Annotated in this window: 11 protein-coding genes; 8 read left to right on the top strand and 3 right to left on the bottom strand. The window is 70.8% G+C overall.

What is annotated here, in order from left to right; genetic code table 11:
- Positions 1 to 559: 559 nt before the first annotated feature.
- Positions 560 to 1,009 (top strand): peptidase associated/transthyretin-like domain-containing protein, encoded by a 450-nt coding sequence (locus tag CHC09_RS12940; protein ID WP_089293318.1) that lies wholly within the window; start codon positions 560 to 562, stop codon positions 1,007 to 1,009.
- A gap of 401 nt (positions 1,010 to 1,410) precedes the next feature.
- Here CHC09_RS12940 and CHC09_RS12935 read toward each other — a convergent pair whose 3' ends face one another.
- Positions 1,411 to 2,061 carry a response regulator gene (locus CHC09_RS12935; protein WP_089293317.1) on the bottom strand — a complete coding sequence of 217 codons (651 nt, stop codon included), beginning with the start codon at positions 2,059 to 2,061 and terminating at the stop codon, positions 1,411 to 1,413.
- Between the two features lie 256 nt (positions 2,062 to 2,317).
- Complete coding sequence (locus CHC09_RS12930) at positions 2,318 to 3,613, bottom strand: sensor histidine kinase (protein ID WP_089293316.1); 1,296 nt, start codon at positions 3,611 to 3,613, stop codon at positions 2,318 to 2,320.
- Between the two features lie 109 nt (positions 3,614 to 3,722).
- Here CHC09_RS12930 and CHC09_RS12925 point away from each other — a divergent pair, with 109 nt between their 5' ends.
- Both CHC09_RS12925 and CHC09_RS12920 read left to right on the top strand, forming a co-directional pair.
- On the top strand, positions 3,723 to 4,478 hold the full coding sequence (locus CHC09_RS12925) for an ABC transporter ATP-binding protein (protein WP_089293315.1): 756 nt from the start codon (positions 3,723 to 3,725) through the stop codon (positions 4,476 to 4,478).
- On the top strand, positions 4,475 to 6,799 hold the full coding sequence (locus CHC09_RS12920; protein ID WP_089293314.1) for an ABC transporter permease: 2,325 nt from the start codon (positions 4,475 to 4,477) through the stop codon (positions 6,797 to 6,799). Before CHC09_RS12925 ends, CHC09_RS12920 begins: the two co-directional genes overlap by 4 nt.
- Before the next feature lie 734 nt (positions 6,800 to 7,533).
- Here CHC09_RS12920 and CHC09_RS12915 read toward each other — a convergent pair.
- Positions 7,534 to 8,643, bottom strand: coding sequence for an EAL and HDOD domain-containing protein (locus CHC09_RS12915; protein WP_239138321.1), 1,110 nt, complete (start codon positions 8,641 to 8,643; stop codon positions 7,534 to 7,536).
- A 238-nt stretch (positions 8,644 to 8,881) separates the two neighbouring features.
- Between CHC09_RS12915 and CHC09_RS12910 the strand changes: the two genes are divergently transcribed.
- From CHC09_RS12910 to CHC09_RS12890, 5 genes are all read left to right on the top strand, one after another.
- Positions 8,882 to 10,435, top strand: coding sequence for a long-chain-fatty-acid--CoA ligase (locus CHC09_RS12910; RefSeq protein ID WP_089293312.1), 1,554 nt, complete (start codon positions 8,882 to 8,884; stop codon positions 10,433 to 10,435).
- Between the two features lie 171 nt (positions 10,436 to 10,606).
- Positions 10,607 to 11,914, top strand: coding sequence for a hypothetical protein (locus CHC09_RS12905; protein ID WP_089293311.1), 1,308 nt, complete (start codon positions 10,607 to 10,609; stop codon positions 11,912 to 11,914).
- Positions 11,914 to 12,897, top strand: coding sequence for a glutamate ABC transporter substrate-binding protein (locus CHC09_RS12900; RefSeq protein WP_089293310.1), 984 nt, complete (start codon positions 11,914 to 11,916; stop codon positions 12,895 to 12,897). The genes CHC09_RS12905 and CHC09_RS12900 overlap by 1 nt, the downstream gene beginning before the upstream one ends.
- Positions 12,894 to 14,087 carry a hypothetical protein gene (locus tag CHC09_RS12895; protein ID WP_089293309.1) on the top strand — a complete coding sequence of 398 codons (1,194 nt, stop codon included), beginning with the start codon at positions 12,894 to 12,896 and terminating at the stop codon, positions 14,085 to 14,087. Before CHC09_RS12900 ends, CHC09_RS12895 begins: the two co-directional genes overlap by 4 nt.
- A complete protein-coding gene (locus CHC09_RS12890; protein ID WP_089293308.1) occupies positions 14,084 to 16,426 on the top strand; it encodes a serine/threonine-protein kinase in 2,343 nt (780 codons plus the stop codon). Before CHC09_RS12895 ends, CHC09_RS12890 begins: the two co-directional genes overlap by 4 nt.
- Positions 16,427 to 16,461 lie beyond the last annotated feature (35 nt).

Below are 16,461 nucleotides of genomic sequence, written 5' to 3'. Positions count from 1 at the left end.
GCCAGCGACCTCGACAGCCCTGACACACCCAACCCAGCCAACAGTCAACAACCGGGCCAGGCAGCGACTTCGACAGGCCGGAGACCGCTACCCGGCCCAGCCGACGTTCGACAGCTGGGCCGGGTAGTGGTTTCGTCGGCACCAAAGCCACAATGGAGCCCAGCCGACCAAATCCGGCTGGAGCGATGGTTGTAACCACCGGCGCCAGATCGATCGCGGCCGGTGGCGAAACCCGCGATGAGCCATTGCCGAACGACCGTCGCCGCCTCACGGAAAGGTCCCGATCGCAGGCCGGCCTTGTCAGCGTTACGTCGAAAGCAGCCTCGGGCCGCTATCCCGAGTTCTTCCCGATTCCGGCAAAACACGTGAATAACGCTTTCTACCCTGCAAGGATCATTTATGGGATGTAATGGTCAGGGGACGGTAGGCGTAAATGAGACAACAAAGGCGCGCCGCGCCGGCGACGAGTCGGCGCGACATCATCACGCTGGATTTTCCGGGACCGGCACAGGCGATCTGCCGGCTCCGGCCCGCAGGCCCAGCCCCTGAGAATCGATTCGTGGAGCGGCGCGAACTGGCGCCCGCCGACGCCGGGGTCCCCATGATGCTGCGGGTCCGGGTCCTGGACGCAGTCGACCGGCCACTGCCGGGCGCGGTCCTGGAAATCTCGCATCGACTGCCGAAACCCTCCGGTCCACTCGCGCGCGGCGCGCAGGTAACCGATCCCCACGGATACGCCGAATTCAAGACGGTGTTCCCCGGTTGGGACACGAACCACCCGGCAGGGATCGACGTGATGCTCCACCTGGCTGGTTCCCGGGAGAACGGCCGGCTCCACTTCTCGGCTCAGGTCACCGAGCAGGTGGCGGCACTAGCGGAGTACCAGGACAACCCGGCGCCACTCCCACCACCGGAGGAGCCAGCCGGGATCACGCACACAGTCCCCCGGGACCGCTACGACTTGACCGCCGGACTGCTGGCCACCGTCAACGCCCTCACCGACCGGTAGGCCCTCCTCTCCGGGGCATGCCTCCGTTCCATGCGCTTCTTCGTTCCATGCGCTTCTTCGCTTCGGACGCTCCTTCGCTCCAAGCGCTTCTCCGCTTCATGCGGCGGCGCGGCCAACGCACTCCTCCGCTCCGCGCGGCCGACCCACTCCTCCGCTCCCGCGGCCAACCCACTCCTCCACCTCACGCGTCTACGCCGCCAACCCACTCCTCCACCTCACGCGTCTACGCCGCCAATGTGCTTCGCCGCTCCACGTGGTCCACGCGCTTCACGCACTCTCCATTCCCTCCGCTTCACGCGTCCACGTGCTCCTCTACTCCACGTGATCTACGCGCTCTCTCTGTTCCATCGCTCCGTGCGCTCCTTCGTTTCCGGGTACTTCTTCACTCTGGGCGTTCGCGGTCAACCGCGTAGGTAGGCAAGGACAGCTCGGACGCGGCGATGGTCGTCAGCCCCGGGCGGGAGATCGAGCTTGGTCAGCAGGCTGTTGATGTGCTTGGCCACCGCAGCTTCGGTGACCACCAGGTCACGTGCGATCGCCGCGTTCGACCGGCCCTCGGCCATCAGCCCGAGCACCTCGAGCTCCCTGGCCGTCAGCCGATGCAGCGGGGTACGACGCCTGGACAGCAACTGGCGGACCACCTCCGGATCGACGACCGTCCGCCCGGCAGCCACCGCGACCAGCGCGTCGACGAACTCGGTCACCTGGCCGATCCGGTCCTTCAACAGGTAGCCGACCCCGGACGAACGGCCCGAGTCGAGCAGCTCGGCCGCATAGGTCTGCTCGACATACTGGCTCAGCACCAGCACCGGCAGCTCCGGGTCGGCCGCCCGCAACGCGATCGCCGCTTGCAGTCCCTCATCGCTGAAGCCGGGTGGCATGCGCACGTCGGTGACCACCACGTCCGGCTTGTGCCGCGCCACCGCCGCACGAAGCTCGTCGGCATCCCCCACCGCGGCCACCACCTCATGGCCGAAACGCTGCAGCATCCCAGCGACGCCCTCCCGCACGATCACGCCATCCTCCGCGATCACGACCCGCAGCCCGCTCACGCCCGCACCCCCACATCCCGACCGGCCCGGACCACCAGAGCCAAACACCGCCCCACAAGACCCGAGGCCACAACACCCAGCCCAGCCACGGCACCCACACCCCGACCAGCCGGGACCACCAGAGCCAAACACCGCCCCACAAGGCCCGAGATCACAACACCCAACCCAGCCACGGCACCCACACCCCGACTGGCCCGGACCGGCAAAGCCGAACACCGCCTCACGGGACCCGGGATCACAACATTCGGCCGACCGCTCACCCGGACACTCCCGACGATTGATCAGCGTGGAAGGCGGCAGGGAGTGGTGGCTCGTCTCGCGAAATCGGGATCTCCAGGCGCAGCACGGTGGGACCGCCGGGCGGGCTGGCAATGGCGACCGTGCCATCGACGACGGAGACGCGGTCGGCCAGGCCGAGCAGGCCGGAGCCTGCCGCCGGGTCGGCGCCGCCGCGGCCGTCATCGCGGATCTCGACGACCAGACGGCTCTGGTCGACGCTGCCGGAGATGCTGGCGCGGGTGGCGCCGCTGTGCTTCGTCACGTTGGCGAGCGCCTCGACGATCACGAAGTAGGCGGTGATCTCCACGGGAGCCGGGAGCCGGCCGGGCAGGGAAAGCTCCAGGTCGACAGGCAGCGGCATGGTCGACGCCACCTCACCGGCCGCCGCGGCCAGGCCACGGTCGGTCAGCACCTTCGGGTGCACACCTCGGATCAACTCCCGGATCTCGGTCAGCGCCTGCTTCGCCAGATCCTGCGCCTCGGCCAGGTATTTCTCGGCTGGGCTGCCGGCCGGCAGATCCAGCCGGGCCATGCCGAGCTGGATGCTCATCGCAACCATCCGTTGCTGTGCGCCGTCGTGAAGGTCTCGCTCGATCCGGCGGCGCTCCAGCTCGAACGCGTCGACCAGGCGGGCCCGGGACCTGGTCACCTCGATCAGTCGCTCATCGGCGTCATGCGCACGCGGCGCCAGGATCGCCCGGGCCATCGCGGCACGTGCCCCGGCCCAGGCCGTCACCGGCCAGGCCAGCACCAGCGTCAGCGGCACCCCGGCCGCGGCCAGGACCATGCGGTAACCGAGCTGCTCGTCGAGCATGTAGAAAGGCGCGCCGAAGGTGCAGAGCACCTCGAAGACCACACCGCCGACGACCAGTGAATCCATCCAGCACAACAGGCCCGCGGAGAGCATCGTGTAACCCAGCTCGCGCCAGGTGGCCTGCTCGCGGAGCCGGGTCGTCAGCCAGGCACGCACGCCGGGCTGGGGCACCGGCCGGTGCGGATCGGGCAGCTCGTCCGTGTCGACCAGACGCATCCGGCGTCGCTCCAGGCGGGCCACCACGACACCCGACAGGACCATCGCCACATAGGCGCCCAGCCCGATCACCACGATCGACAGCAGCGCGCCGACCAGCACCAGAGCGATCACCCCGAGCATCGTGGCGAACCCGAGCAGGGCACCCCCGCTCAGATAGACCAGCGAGCGCCACGGCCAGGCCGAGCGCAGGAACTCGGTCGGCCGGAGAGTAAGCGCTTCGAGCGCGTTGCGGACCGGCATGGGGGCACGGTACCGCCGTGTTCCGGCTGGGTCGGTAGTGCTGGCGTTACCTTCGAGACTCCACCCCGGATGACTGTGCCAGGCCCCGCGAACCGGTTGTCTGATCGGCATGACGACGACGCCACCAGAGACAGCCGCCGTGGAACTCCGCGCGGTCACCAAACGGTATGGCCACGCCGAGAATGCCGTCACCGCGCTCGACGCGGTGGACGCGCGGTTCGCTCCGGGCACCTTCACCGCGGTGATGGGCCCGTCCGGCTCCGGGAAATCCACGCTTCTGCAGTGCTCCGCGGGTCTGGACCGGGTGACCGGCGGCGAGGTGCGGATCGACGGCGTACCGATCACGGATCTGAGCGAGCGGGCCCTCACCCGGCTACGCCGCAGTCGGGTGGGCTTCGTCTTCCAGACGTTCAATCTGATTCCGGCTCTGACCGCGGCGCAGAACGTGGTGTTGCCGCTACGGCTGGCCGGCCGCCGGCCGCAGCCCAGCGAGGTGACCGCAAGGCTGACCGAGGTGGGCCTCGCCGAGCGTGCCGGGCACCGGCCCGCAGAGCTGTCCGGCGGCCAGCAGCAGCGGGTGGCGATCGCTCGCGCGCTGATCACCCGGCCTGCGGTGATCTTCGCGGACGAGCCGACCGGTGCGCTGGACGCGCGTTCCGGGGCCGAGGTGCTGCGCCTGCTGCGCACCGCGGTGGACCGGCACGGCCAGACCATCGTGATGGTCACCCACGATCCGGTGGCCGCCGCGCACGCCGACCGGGTGCTGTTCCTCGCCGACGGCCGGGTGGTGGACGACCTGACCGGACCGGTCGGCTCCGAGAAGATCGCGGTGCACACCGCCCGGCTCGAGGAGTCGGCCCGATGATGGCGTGGGCGATCGTCCGACACAGGTTCGCGAGCTTCGCCGGCACCTTCGTGGCGATCGCGCTGGGAGTGGCCGTGGTGGCCTGTTCGGTGACGCTCTACCTCTCGTCGCGACCACAGCCACCGGAGCGCTATGACGCGTCACCGGTGATGGTGCAGGCGCCGTCGGTCGGCACGAACGACTTCAGCGAGTCCGAGATCCGCTCGTGGACCACATCCGAGCTGACAGATCTGGCCACAAAGCTGCGACCGGAGCCACGTATCACGAACGTCATCCCCGACCCAGTCTTCTACGTGCAGGAACTGGGCACCGAGGACATGGGGACCGCGCAGCTGGACGGGCATTCCTGGTCGTCGGCCGCGCTCGGCGGCTACCGGCTGACCGCAGGCCGTGCGCCGGAAAAGAGGGGCGAGGTGGTCATCGGTACGTCGCTCCGCAAAGGCACCGGGGCGGGCGGCAGCATCGAGGTGCTGACCGCCGTCGGCCCGGAGACCTGGACCGTCACCGGCACCACCGACGGCGGCGGCTACTACGTGACGGACAGTGATGCGCTCGCACGATCTTCCGGCGTGCGGGTGATCGGCCTGACGGTGACCGGTGACCCGGAGCGGATCGCGGACAGCGCCCGGGCTCTGATCGGTACGTCCGGGACGGTCCTCACCGGCCCGGATCGCGCCGCCCTGGAGCCGGCCAAGGTGACCCGGATCCGCTGGATCGGCGCACAGTTGCTGATCGCGATGGTCGTTCTGGGCGCCTTCGCCACGGTCTTCGTGGTCGCCTCGACGTGCGCACTGACCGCTTCGCAGCGGCGACGCGAACTGGGCCTGCTGCGCGCGGCGGGTGCGACCCCGGCGCAGGTCCGCCGCTTGATGTACGCCGAAACCGCGCTGATCGCCCTGCTGGCCGGTCTGGTCGGCGCCCCACTGGGCGCCGTGCTCGCCCCGCTCGTGGCCGGCCCGATGGTCTCCTTCGGCCTGGAGCCGCCCGGCTACGAGGCGACCTGGCAGCCGGCCGCGGTCGGCGGGGCGGTCCTGCTCGGACTGGTGGTCGCCCTGGCCGGGGTGGCAGTGGCGGCGCGGCGGGCCAGCAAGGTTCCGCCCCTTGCCGCACTGCGTGAGGCAGCCGCCGAGACCCGTTCGATGACGCCGTCCCGCTGGGTGTTCGGACTGCTCAGTCTGGCCGCGGGAGCGGGGTTGCTGGCCGCGATGCCGACGATGGCCACGGAGAGCAAGACGACTGCCGGGATGGGCGCCGCGATGCTCCTGCTCACCACGGCCGCGCTGCTCGCCCCGGTTGTGATCGGCCCGCTGGTGCGGCTGGCGACCGGTCCGTGGCGCGGCTCGGCGACCGGGATGCTGGTGCGCGAGGGGACCCTGACCGGGGTCCGCCGGGTCGCTTCGACCGCGGCGCCGGTGCTGGTCACCGTGGGCATGACGGTGCTGCTCACCGGCATGGTCGCGACGATCGACGAGGCGGCGGGAATCGACGAGGCCGCCGACATTCCAGCGGCCACTGTGCTCGCTCCGGACGGTACGCCCGGCCTGGGTGAGACGGCGGTGAGCGCCCAGACCGGCACCTCGCGGCTCGACACCCGGGTGCTGGTGACGCACGGTTCGGCGGTCACCGGCGAGGATGCCACCGGCGTCGCCGGCGCACCCGTCACGCTCAGCCCGGAAGCAGCCAAGGAGCTGGGCGCCTCGATCGGTTCGGCGATCAACCTGCGGTGGGCCGACGGCACGGTCGCCTCGCTGCCGGTAGAGAAGATCGACGTGAACGCCGCCGCGCCGGTGGTCCTCCCCCGCGACCTGGTACGCCGGCACGACCCCGATGCGCTCACCGCCCTGGTCGTGTTGAAGGGCGATCCGCAGCCGGCCGCCGGAGGGCGGGTGCTGTCCGCTCGTGACTATGCCCGGGAGCAGGTCGATGAGGAGGGTGACCTGGTCGATCTGTTCCTGTGGGTGCTGATCGGGCTGACCGCCGGGTACACCGCTATCGCGGTGGCGAGCACGTTGCTGATGGCCACCGCGGCACGTGGGCCGGAGTTCCGTGCGCTGCGGCTGGCGGGCGCTGGGCTCGGCCAGGTGCTACGCGTCACCACCGCCGAGGCGCTGCTCGCGGCGGTCGTCGGGGCGCTTCTGGGTGGGGCTGTGGGCGTCTTCTCGCTGACCGGGGTACGCGCGGCAGTCGAGGACGAGATGGGCCGGGAGGTGGCGTTGATCATCCCGTGGGCTGCGGGGATCGGCGTGGCGATCCTGTGCGCGGTTCTGGCGGTGGCAGCCACAGCGGTGCCGGTCCTGCGCCGGACCGAACTCGCCCGGTGAAATGAACCGGCCCGATGAAACCGGATCGCCCAGACAAGGGACCCGCCCAGTGAAACAGGACCCAGGCAAGGAGCCCGCCGGAGGGAGAACAGGACACCCGGATGGACAGCCCGTCCAGGAAACAGGACGACCCGCCCGGCGAAGCGGGCAGCACGGCAAGGCGCCAGTCCGGGAACGGGGATCGCCCCTGCAAGAGGCCCGCCGGGCGGAGCGGGCCGCCCGGAAAAGCCCGTCCGGGAACGGGACCGCCCGGGCAAAGGCCCGCCGGGCGAAGCAGGCCGCTCGGAAAGGCCCGTCCGGGAACGGGACCGTTCAGGCAGGAAGCCCACCGGGCGAAGCAGGCCGTATGGCAAGGCCAGTCCTGGAACGGAACCCTCCAGGCAGGACGCCCGCCGGCGAAGCAGGCCGAATGGCAAGGCCAGTCCTGGAAACGGGTTTGCCCAGGTGAATCGGGTTCACCCGGTGAGCAGATGAGACCGGTGGGCGCATGCAACCGGTGGGCGCCCGAGATCGGTGGGCGCATGGGACCAATAGGCGCCCGAGATCCGTGGGCGCATGAGATCGGTGGGCGCCCGAGATCGGTGGGCGCCCGAGATCGGTGGGCGCCCGAGATCGGTGGGCGCCCGAGATCGGTGGGCGCATACGACCACCGAACGGATGAGGCTGGTGAGCGCATGAGACGAGCAGGCCCGGTCGTGGCGAGCACGGCCGGCCTCCCGCTGGCTGGACGGGGGTCAGCGAGGGGTGAAGCCGTGGGCGTCGGTGAGCGTGCGGGTGGACCAGCGCATCGCGTCCAGGGCCGGGACGGCCAGGTCCTCGTGGCCGCTCTCGCCGGCCTCGTAGGCGCGGACCGCGTTCAGCACCGCGCCGAGGCGGCCGGTGCCGCTCGTGAGTGCGTCCGAGACGTCCGCGGTGAGCGGGAGCTGCTCGGCCATCGCGGCCGCGGTGCAGCCCGTCAGCCGGGCCATGCCGGTGACCAGGCCGGAGATGAAGGCGGCACCCGGGTCGGCGCCGAAGCGCGGTGCCAGGTTCTCGCAGAGGCGGGCCAGGGTCAGCGCGGTGAGCAGCTGCTCCTCGGGCGCCTCGGCGACGTCGTCGACCACCATCAGGGTGGCCCAGCGGCGGATCCGGGTCAGGCCGACCAGCATCACGGCCTGGCGGACCGAGGAGATCTTGCTGGTCACGCCGGCCGCGGCCGAGTTGCTCACCCGGAGCACGCGCAGCGCCAGGGCCGGGTCGCTGACGATGATCGAGGTGATCTTCTCCAGCGGCGCGTCCGGGGACATCAGGGCGGCGACGAGCTCCAGGCGGCGCATGCGGGACGGGGAGAGGCTGGGCGTGCTGAGCACCTGGGGGCGGCTCAGGGCGTACCCCTGGCGCAGCTCCATTCCGTAACGGTCGGCCAGGGCGACGTGCTCATCGGTCTCCAGGCGCTCCGCGACCAGTTGGAGGCCCGGGTGCCGGCGGCAGGCGGCGACGATCTCGTCGAGCCGGGTCAGGTCGCCGTCGAGCAGGTCGAGCTTGACGTAGGAGGCGAGCCCGAGCAGCTGCTCGTGGCCGGAGCCCCAGACGAAGTCGTCCAGGGCGATCCGGTAGCCGGCCTCGGCCAGCGACGTGATCCCCTCGATCACGTCGTCGTCCACCGCGACCGTCTCCAGGACCTCGAGCACCACCTGCTCCGGGCCGAACGGCAGGGGCAGCCGTCCGGTCAGGAACTCTCGGGTGAGGTTGATGAAGCACGGCCTACTGCCAGCCACCTCGGCGATACCGAACTCGGTGAACGCGTTGATCATGACAGTGCTGGACGCATAGGTGTCCTGCCGGCCGGACTCAATGGCGTCCATCTGACCGCGGAAGAGCAACTCGTACGCGAATACAGCGCCCTGAGCGTCAAAGATCGGCTGACGACCGACGTGCACCGCATCCATCACCGGTATTCCCACGTCGACGCCATCGGCCTGAAACGGGCCGACCTGATGAATCCGAGCGAGGAATCAAAGCCGAAACGGTGGTTCCGCCGCGGCTGGCGCCCGTGTTGGGATGAGACCGCCATCACAAGGCCAGTTGAAAGGGAATCACCGGATGCTCAACCTCTCCATCCTGCTGGAGGACAGCGCCCGCCGCTACCCGGACCGCGCCGCCGTGGTGCTCGGCCCGCAACGCCTGACGTACTCCCAGGTGGAGGCCGCTGCGAACCAGGTGGCGAACATGCTGGTGGCGCGGGGCATCCAGCCGGGCGACAAGGTCGCCCTCTCCTGCCCGAACCTGCCGTACTTCCCGATCGTCTATTACGGCATCCTCAAGGCCGGCGCGGTCGTGGTCCCGCTGAACGTGCTGCTCAAGGGCCGCGAGATCGCGTACCACCTGAACGACTCGCAGGCGAAGGCGTACCTCTGCTTCCAGGGCACGCCCGAGCTGCCGATGGGCACCGAGGGTTACGCCGGCTTCGGCGGTGCCGACGGGTGCGAGCACTTCTTCCTGATCACGGCGGACCCGGCGGCCGCCTCGCCGGTCGAGGGCGCCGAGACGCTCGGGCAGGCTCTGGCCGGGCACGGGCCGGTCTTCGAGACGGTGCTGCGGGCCGAGACCGACGCCGCGGTGATCCTCTACACCAGTGGCACGACCGGCCAGGCCAAGGGCGCCGAGCTGTCCCACTCGAACCTGCTGCTCAACGCGCTGACCTGCAACCGGCTCTTCAACTCGCAGCCGGCCACCGACACCCACCTGCTGGTGCTGCCGCTGTTCCACTCGTTCGGCTCGACGGTCAACATGAACGCCGGCTTCTCGGTCGCGGCCACTCTGGTGCTGCTGCCGCGCTTCGAGGCGAACGCCGCCGTGCAGCTGCTGCAGAGCGAGGAGGTGACCTTCTTCGCGGGCGTACCGACCATGTACTGGGGTCTGTTGAACGCGCTCAGCGAGAACGAGGGCGTCGACGTGGAGCGGATCGCCGCCAACATGCGGGTCGCCGTCTCCGGCGGCTCCAGCCTGCCGGTCGAGATCATCAAGGCGGTCCGGGAACGCTTCGGGGTGACCATCCTCGAGGGGTACGGCCTCTCCGAGACCTCCCCGGTCGCCACGTTCAGCAATCCGGCGAGCGAGCCGCGCCCCGGCTCGATCGGCATCCCGATCTGGGGTGTCGAGGTGAAGCTGATCGACCCGGAGTGGAACACGGTCGGCGGCGTCGACGAGATCGGCGAGATCGCGATCCGCGGCCACAACATCATGAACGGCTACTACAACCGCCCCGAGGCGACTGCCGAGGTGATCCGGGACGGCTGGTTCCGCACCGGTGACCTGGCCCGCCGGGACAAGGACGGCTTCTACTACATCGTCGACCGCGCCAAGGACATGATCATCCGGGGCGGCTTCAACGTGTATCCCCGGGAGATCGAGGAGCTCCTGCTCACCCACGAGGCGGTCTCCCTGGCCGCGGTGATCGGCGTGCCGCACCCGCAGCACGGCGAGGAGGTCAAGGCCTTCGTGATCCTGAAGCCCGGCGCCACGGCCACCGAGGTGGATCTGGTCGCCTGGGGCAAGGAGCAGATGGCCGCCTACAAGTACCCACGGATCGTGAAGGTCGTCGAGTCGCTGCCGATGACCGCCACCGGCAAGCTGCTCAAGCGTGAGCTGAGCTGATCGGACAAGAAGCGGACAAGAAGAGCTAACGAAAGCCCAACCAGCGCCCGGCGGGTATCCCGCCGGGCGCCGGTGCTCCATAGACTCGCAGCCACCGAAGACCTCCCGTGATCCCTTGCACCGGTGACGCACAGTGGACGGGCAGGTACCCCGGCCGTACAGGAGGCAAGCGTGACCACAGCCCTGGCGCAGCGGCCCCCGGCGACCGCGGCCTATTCACCGCCGTCCTACGGTCTCGTGGACCGGGTCGCGGGGCTCCGTCACCACTCACCCGGCCGACTTCAGCTGATCCTCACCACTCTGCTCACCCTCGGCCTGCTCACCGGCCTGGTCGCCGGCCTGACGGCGCACTCGGCCAGCGCCGGCACCGCCGATCTCGGCAACCGCGCCCAGCCGCTGATGGTCGAGGCCGAGACGGTCTATTCGGCGCTGGCCGACGCGGACACCACGGCCGCCCAGGCGTTCCTGGCCGGCGGTCTGGAGCCGGCCGCGCTGACCCAGCGCTACGACGACGACCTGGCCCGCGCCGGGACCGCGCTGACCAACGCCGCCCGCCTGGTCCCGGACGACAGTGACGCCGCCCGGGCGGTCGCGGCGCTCTCCACCGGCATCGCGCGGTATTCCGCCCTGGTCGCCACCGCTCGTGCGAACAACCGCCAGGTCCTGCCGCTCGGCGCGTCCTACCTCGCCGCCGCCTCCCAGTTGAACCGCGAAACCCTGCAGCCGAAGGCGCAGGCGCTGTTCCGGCTCGCCACCGACGAGATCAGCGCGGGTTACGACGCGGCCCGCAGTTCGTGGTGGCTGATCCTGCTGCTGGTGCTCAGCGTGGCGCTCGGCGTCGCCCTGTTCTGGAGCCAGATCTACCTGAGCCGTACCACGCACCGCACGTTCAACGTCCCGCTGGTCGCCGCCACCGGCCTGTTCGCGGTCCTGATCCTGGCCGTCGGGGTGCTCTTCGCGAACCAGCGGACCCACCTGGACAGCGCCGCCCAGAAGGGGTCCGCCCCGGTCACGGCGCTGGCCCAGCTGCGGATTCTGGTGCTGACCGAGCGGGCCGACGAGGCGCTCACGCTGGCCGCGCACGGCTCCGCCGACAAGGAGGAGGACTTCGAGCGGGCCAGCGGCGCGATCTACTTCGACGATCCCCGGCTGGCCTACGCGGAGCGGTTCACCACCACCCTGAAGGACCGGCACGAGGCATACCTCACCATTCACGGCCAAGTGCGCAAACTGGACAAGAGCGGCGACTACGACGGCGCGGTCGCACTGGCCATCGGCGAGCAGGCCACCACGACCTTCGGCGACCTGACGACGACGCTGGACCAGGCGATCGACAACCGTAAAGCCGCTTTCACCGACGAGATCGGGGACGCCGGCGACGGGCTGGACCTGTTGTCCGTACTGGGCCCGCTGCTCGCGATCGCGGCCTGCGTGCTCGCCCTGCTCGGCATCCGCGCCCGCCTGGAGGAGTACCGGTGATGCGTACCCGTCTCGCCCCGATCGTCGCCACTCTGGCCCTGCTCCTCGGCGCCGCAGGCTGTGCCGGCGACTCGTCGCCGCGCTACGACGAGGTCACCGCCGCTCCCACCGGGCGACAGCCCGGGCCGGGATCAGCCACGCCGGGCTCGTCCACACCGGCGAAACCGGCCGTGGAGAACTGCAACCCGCGGGCCAGCCTGCGCCCGGCCGGCGCGCTGCCGCAGCCCGGGAAGATGCCGAGCGGCACCTGGATGGCGAAGGTCCACGCGCGTGGCCGCCTCGTCCTCGGCACCAGCCAGGACACCCTGCTGTTCAGCTCGCGCAACCCGCTCACCGGCAAGGTCGAGGGCTTCGACGTGGACATGGGCCGGATGATCGCCCAGGCGATCTTCGGGGACCCGGATCGACTGCAGATCAAGGTCATCGGGTACAACGAGCGGGTCAATTCGGTGCTCAAGGGTGAGGTGGACGTGGTCGCTGACACGATGACCGCGAACTGCGCCCGGTGGAAAGACGTCGATTTCTCTTCGATCTACTACGAAGCCGGGCAAAAAGTACTGGTCAACCGGGATTCGACGGCCAAGGGGATCGAGGACCTGGGCGGCAAGAAGATCTGCGCGGCGGCCGGTTCGACGTCGTACGACAACATCGGCACCGTGAAGAGCAAACCGATCGCGGTCGCGAAGGCCAGTTTCGGCGACTGCCTGGTCGCGTTCCAGCAGAACGAGGTGGACGCCATCTCCACCGACGACACCATCCTGGCCGGCATGGCGGCCCAGGACCCGTACGCGAAGGTGATCGGCGAGCGGTACACCGAGGAGCCGTACGGGATGGCGATCAGCAAGGGGCATCCCGAGTTCACCCGCTTCGTCAACGCGGTGCTGGAGAAGGCGCGGCAGGACGGCACCTGGGCGAGGACGTACGAGAAGTGGCTGGGCAGGTTCGGCCCGGTCCCGCAGCCACCGGGTGCTCAGTACCGATGACGGCGCCCTCGGTAGCCCCCGCCGACGCCGAGCTGGCCCGGCTCGAGACGGCGGTCGAGGCCATGTCCCGCAACCTCGTCGAGCTCGACCAGCTCCCGGCCCGCCGGGACCTGGACGGCAAGACCCTGACCGGCCACACCGCGACGGAGTGGGCGGACGCGAGCGTCGCGATGGCCACCCTCTGGGACGGCTACCGGATGCTCTCCGAGTCGATCGCGCGCGCCCAGTCGCTGCGCGGACAGCGGCGGCTCAGCGACAGTGACCGGGCGAAATACGTGCACGAGGTGCTCGGCCCGTCGATTTTGCTCTCCACCAGCGTCGTGCCGCTCGCCCAGCGCGGCCTGCTCGGCGCCGGCCAGATCACCACCACCTGCTCGCCGGCCGAGCTGCTGGCCGCGATGGACCGGTCGTTCACCACGGCGGTCGACGTGGCCACCCGGGCGGCCGACGCGTGGCAGCGGCTGCTGCCGGCCGCCGCGGAGGTCGCCGCCGCGCTCGAGCAGGGCCGCCGGCTGTCCCGCGAGGCGGGCGCCCCGACCACCCTGCTGGACCAGGCCGACCGGCTGCTGGGCGACCTGACCGGCGTCCTGGCCGGCGACCCGCTCGGCGCCGATCCGGCGATCCTCGACCGGGTGCGGGAGCTGATCCGGCGGGCGGACGCGGAGCGGACCTCCGCCACCGAGCTGCGTGACTCGCTCACCCGGCGGCTCTCCGAGGCCCGTGCCCGCGCCGACGAGCTGGATCAGGCCGAGCGGTCCGCCCTGGAGGCGCGCGCCCGGGTCGACGGCCGTTTCCCGGGAGCGCAGATCGCCACGGTGCGGGCCGTGAACCTGCGCCCCGACCTGGCGGCCGTCGAGGCCCTGGCGGCCGCCGGGCAGTGGGCGCTGATCAGCCCTCGGCTGGCCCGCTGGGCCCGGGACGCCCGGGAGCGGCTGGAGGCGCTGGCGCTCGTCCGGACCCACAACGACAAGCTGCTCGCCGACCGTGACGAGCTGCGTGGCCGGCTCAGCGCCTACCAGGCCAAGGCGTTGCGACACGGGCTCAGCGAACATCCCCGGCTGACCCCGCTCGCCGAGCGGGCCCGCGCCCTTCTGCACACCGCGCCGTGCGAGCTGGAGCAGGCTCGGGCGGCCGTCAACGCCTACCAGGAAATGCTCACCGCCACGATCGCGAGGGATGCCCGGTCATGAAATGCCAGCGGAACTGTCCCGGGACCATCGAAGACGGATACTGCGACACCTGCGGGCTCGCGCCGGCCGCCAGGACGGCCGCCCCGCCGGTCACCGGCGGGGCCGGTGCCGCAGGCGGCGGATGCCGGCGTGACGGGTGCGACGGCGCCATCGAGGACGGCTACTGCGACACCTGCGGGCTCGCGCCGGTCAACGGTGCCCCGGCCGGCAACACCACGGTGCCGAAGCCGCGGGAGGCGACCCCGGGATCCACCCGCACCGGAACCCAGAGCTCGTCGCGGAGCACCGGTGCCCTGTCCACCCGTACCGGTGGGAGCCGCCGTGGCAGCGGCCGCACCGGCTCGAGCCGCCGCTTCGGCAGCGGCCTGGTGGAGATCGCCCCGATTGCCAAGGTCGACCCGGCCAGCACCCTGATGGCCGATCCCCAGGTGCCGGAGGCGAAGCGGTACTGCGCCAAGTGCAACAACCCGGTCGGCCGTTCCCGGGGCGACCGTCCCGGGCGTACCGCCGGCTTCTGCCCGCACTGCGGCGAGGGCTTCAACTTCACCCCGAAACTGGCCAAGGGCGACGTGGTCGGCGGCCAGTACGAGGTGGCCGGCGCCCTCGCCCACGGCGGCCTGGGCTGGGTCTACCTCGCCGTGGACCTGAACGTGTCGCGGCGCTGGGTGGTCCTCAAGGGCCTGCTCAACTCCAGCGACGAGGACGCGCTCGCGGCCGCCCTGGCCGAGCAGCGGTTCCTGGCCGAGGTCGAGCACCCGAACATCGTCAAGATCTACAACTTCGTCGAGCACGACGGCGCCGGCTACATCGTCATGGAGTACGTCGGCGGCAAGTCCCTCAAGGACATGCTCAAGCAGCGCCGGGAGGCGAACGGCGGGGAGGTCGACCCGCTGCCGCTGGACCAGGCCCTGGAATACCTGATCGAGATCATGCCGGCCTTCGGCTACCTGCACGAACGGGGCCTGATCTTCTGCGACTTCAAGCCGGACAACGTGATCCAGTCCGGCGATCAGATGAAGCTGATCGACCTCGGCGGTGTGGTGCACGTCGACGACGAGGAGGCGGCGATCTACGGCACGGTCGGTTACCAGGCGCCGGAGATGGCCACCGACGGCCCGTCGATCGCCTCCGACCTCTACACCATCGGCCGCACCCTGGCCGTGCTCACCACCGACTTCCGCGGCTACCAGAGCACGTTCAAGGAGAGCCTGCCGGACCGCGACTCGTTCGACGTCTACAAGCGGCACGAGTCGTTCTACCGGCTGGTCGACCGCGCCACCCGGCCGCACCCGGGCGACCGCTTCGTGGACTCCGCCGAGATGCAGGACCAGATGCTCGGCGTGCTGCGTCAGGTGGTCGCCGCGCAGGGCTCGCCGAAGCCGGCGCCGTCCAAGGTGTTCACCGGCGAACTGCGCACCGACCTCAAATCGGACGCCCCGCGCTGGCAGGACCTGCCTACCCCACTGATCGACCTGACCGACCCGGCGGCCGGCTTCCTCGCCTCGATCACCGTGACCGACCCGGCCGAGGTTCTCGCCCTGCTCAAGCACGCCTCGCAGGAGACTGTCGAGGTGCGGCTGCGGGCGCTGCGGGCGGAGATCGACCTGGGCGCCCGGCGCGGGCTCTTCGGCGACGCGCAGCAGGCCCGGGACCGGTTCGCCGCCGCCGACGCGGCGGACTGGCGACTGGCCTGGTACGACGGCCTGCTCGCACTGGCCGTCGAGGACTGGGCGACGGCCCGGACCAGGTTCGACGCGGTCTGGGCGGCCCTGCCCGGTGAGCTCGCGCCGCAGCTCGCGATCGGTTTCGCCGAGGAGCTGGCCGGTCGGCACGGCGCGGCGGCCGGGTACTACGACGTGGTCAGCCGGACCGATCCGGCCTACACCACGGCCGCGGCCGGACTGGCCCGCTGCCGTCTCGCCGGTGGCGACCGGGCCGGGGCGGTGGAGGCGTACCAGCGCGTGCCCGGCACCTCCTCGGCGTACGCGATCTCCCAGGTCGGCGCGGTGCGAGCGCTGGTCCGGGCGCATCCGGCGGCCCACCTGGACGTCCAGGCGCTGGTCGACGCCGCGGCCCTGATCGAGCGGCTCGAGGTGGAGCGGGCGCAGCTCGCCGAGCTCCGGGCCGAACTGCTGGAGCAGGCGCTGACCTCGCTGCGGGGCGGGGTCAAGGTGCCGGCTTCGGTGCTGGGCGGGACGCGGAGCGGCGACACGGCGGAGAAGGACGTACGGTTCGCGCTGGAGAGCGCCTACCGGGAGATGGCCCGCGCGGTCCACGGCGCGGACCGGATCCGCCTGGTCGACCTGGCGAACGCGGCCCGCCCCCGCACACGCACCTGAAACACCTGCACCACCTGAAAGATGGCACCGTCCCG

It is taken from the genome of Actinoplanes regularis, assembly GCF_900188005.1.
In the GTDB taxonomy this organism is placed as follows: Bacteria; Actinomycetota; Actinomycetes; order Mycobacteriales; family Micromonosporaceae; genus Actinoplanes; species Actinoplanes regularis.
Note: the sequence above shows the minus strand (reverse complement) of the source record. Positions and strands in the feature narration are given on the sequence as shown.

Coding starts and splice junctions, on each gene's coding strand:
- CHC09_RS12915 (WP_239138321.1), bottom strand. CDS start 8,643: ATGGACGCCATTGAGTCCGGCCGGCAGGACACCTATGCGTCCAGCACT.
- CHC09_RS12900 (WP_089293310.1), top strand. CDS start 11,914: ATGCGTACCCGTCTCGCCCCGATCGTCGCCACTCTGGCCCTGCTCCTC.
- CHC09_RS12930 (WP_089293316.1), bottom strand. CDS start 3,613: ATGCCGGTCCGCAACGCGCTCGAAGCGCTTACTCTCCGGCCGACCGAG.
- CHC09_RS12925 (WP_089293315.1), top strand. CDS start 3,723: ATGACGACGACGCCACCAGAGACAGCCGCCGTGGAACTCCGCGCGGTC.
- CHC09_RS12895 (WP_089293309.1), top strand. CDS start 12,894: ATGACGGCGCCCTCGGTAGCCCCCGCCGACGCCGAGCTGGCCCGGCTC.
- CHC09_RS12910 (WP_089293312.1), top strand. CDS start 8,882: ATGCTCAACCTCTCCATCCTGCTGGAGGACAGCGCCCGCCGCTACCCG.
- CHC09_RS12890 (WP_089293308.1), top strand. CDS start 14,084: ATGAAATGCCAGCGGAACTGTCCCGGGACCATCGAAGACGGATACTGC.
- CHC09_RS12920 (WP_089293314.1), top strand. CDS start 4,475: ATGATGGCGTGGGCGATCGTCCGACACAGGTTCGCGAGCTTCGCCGGC.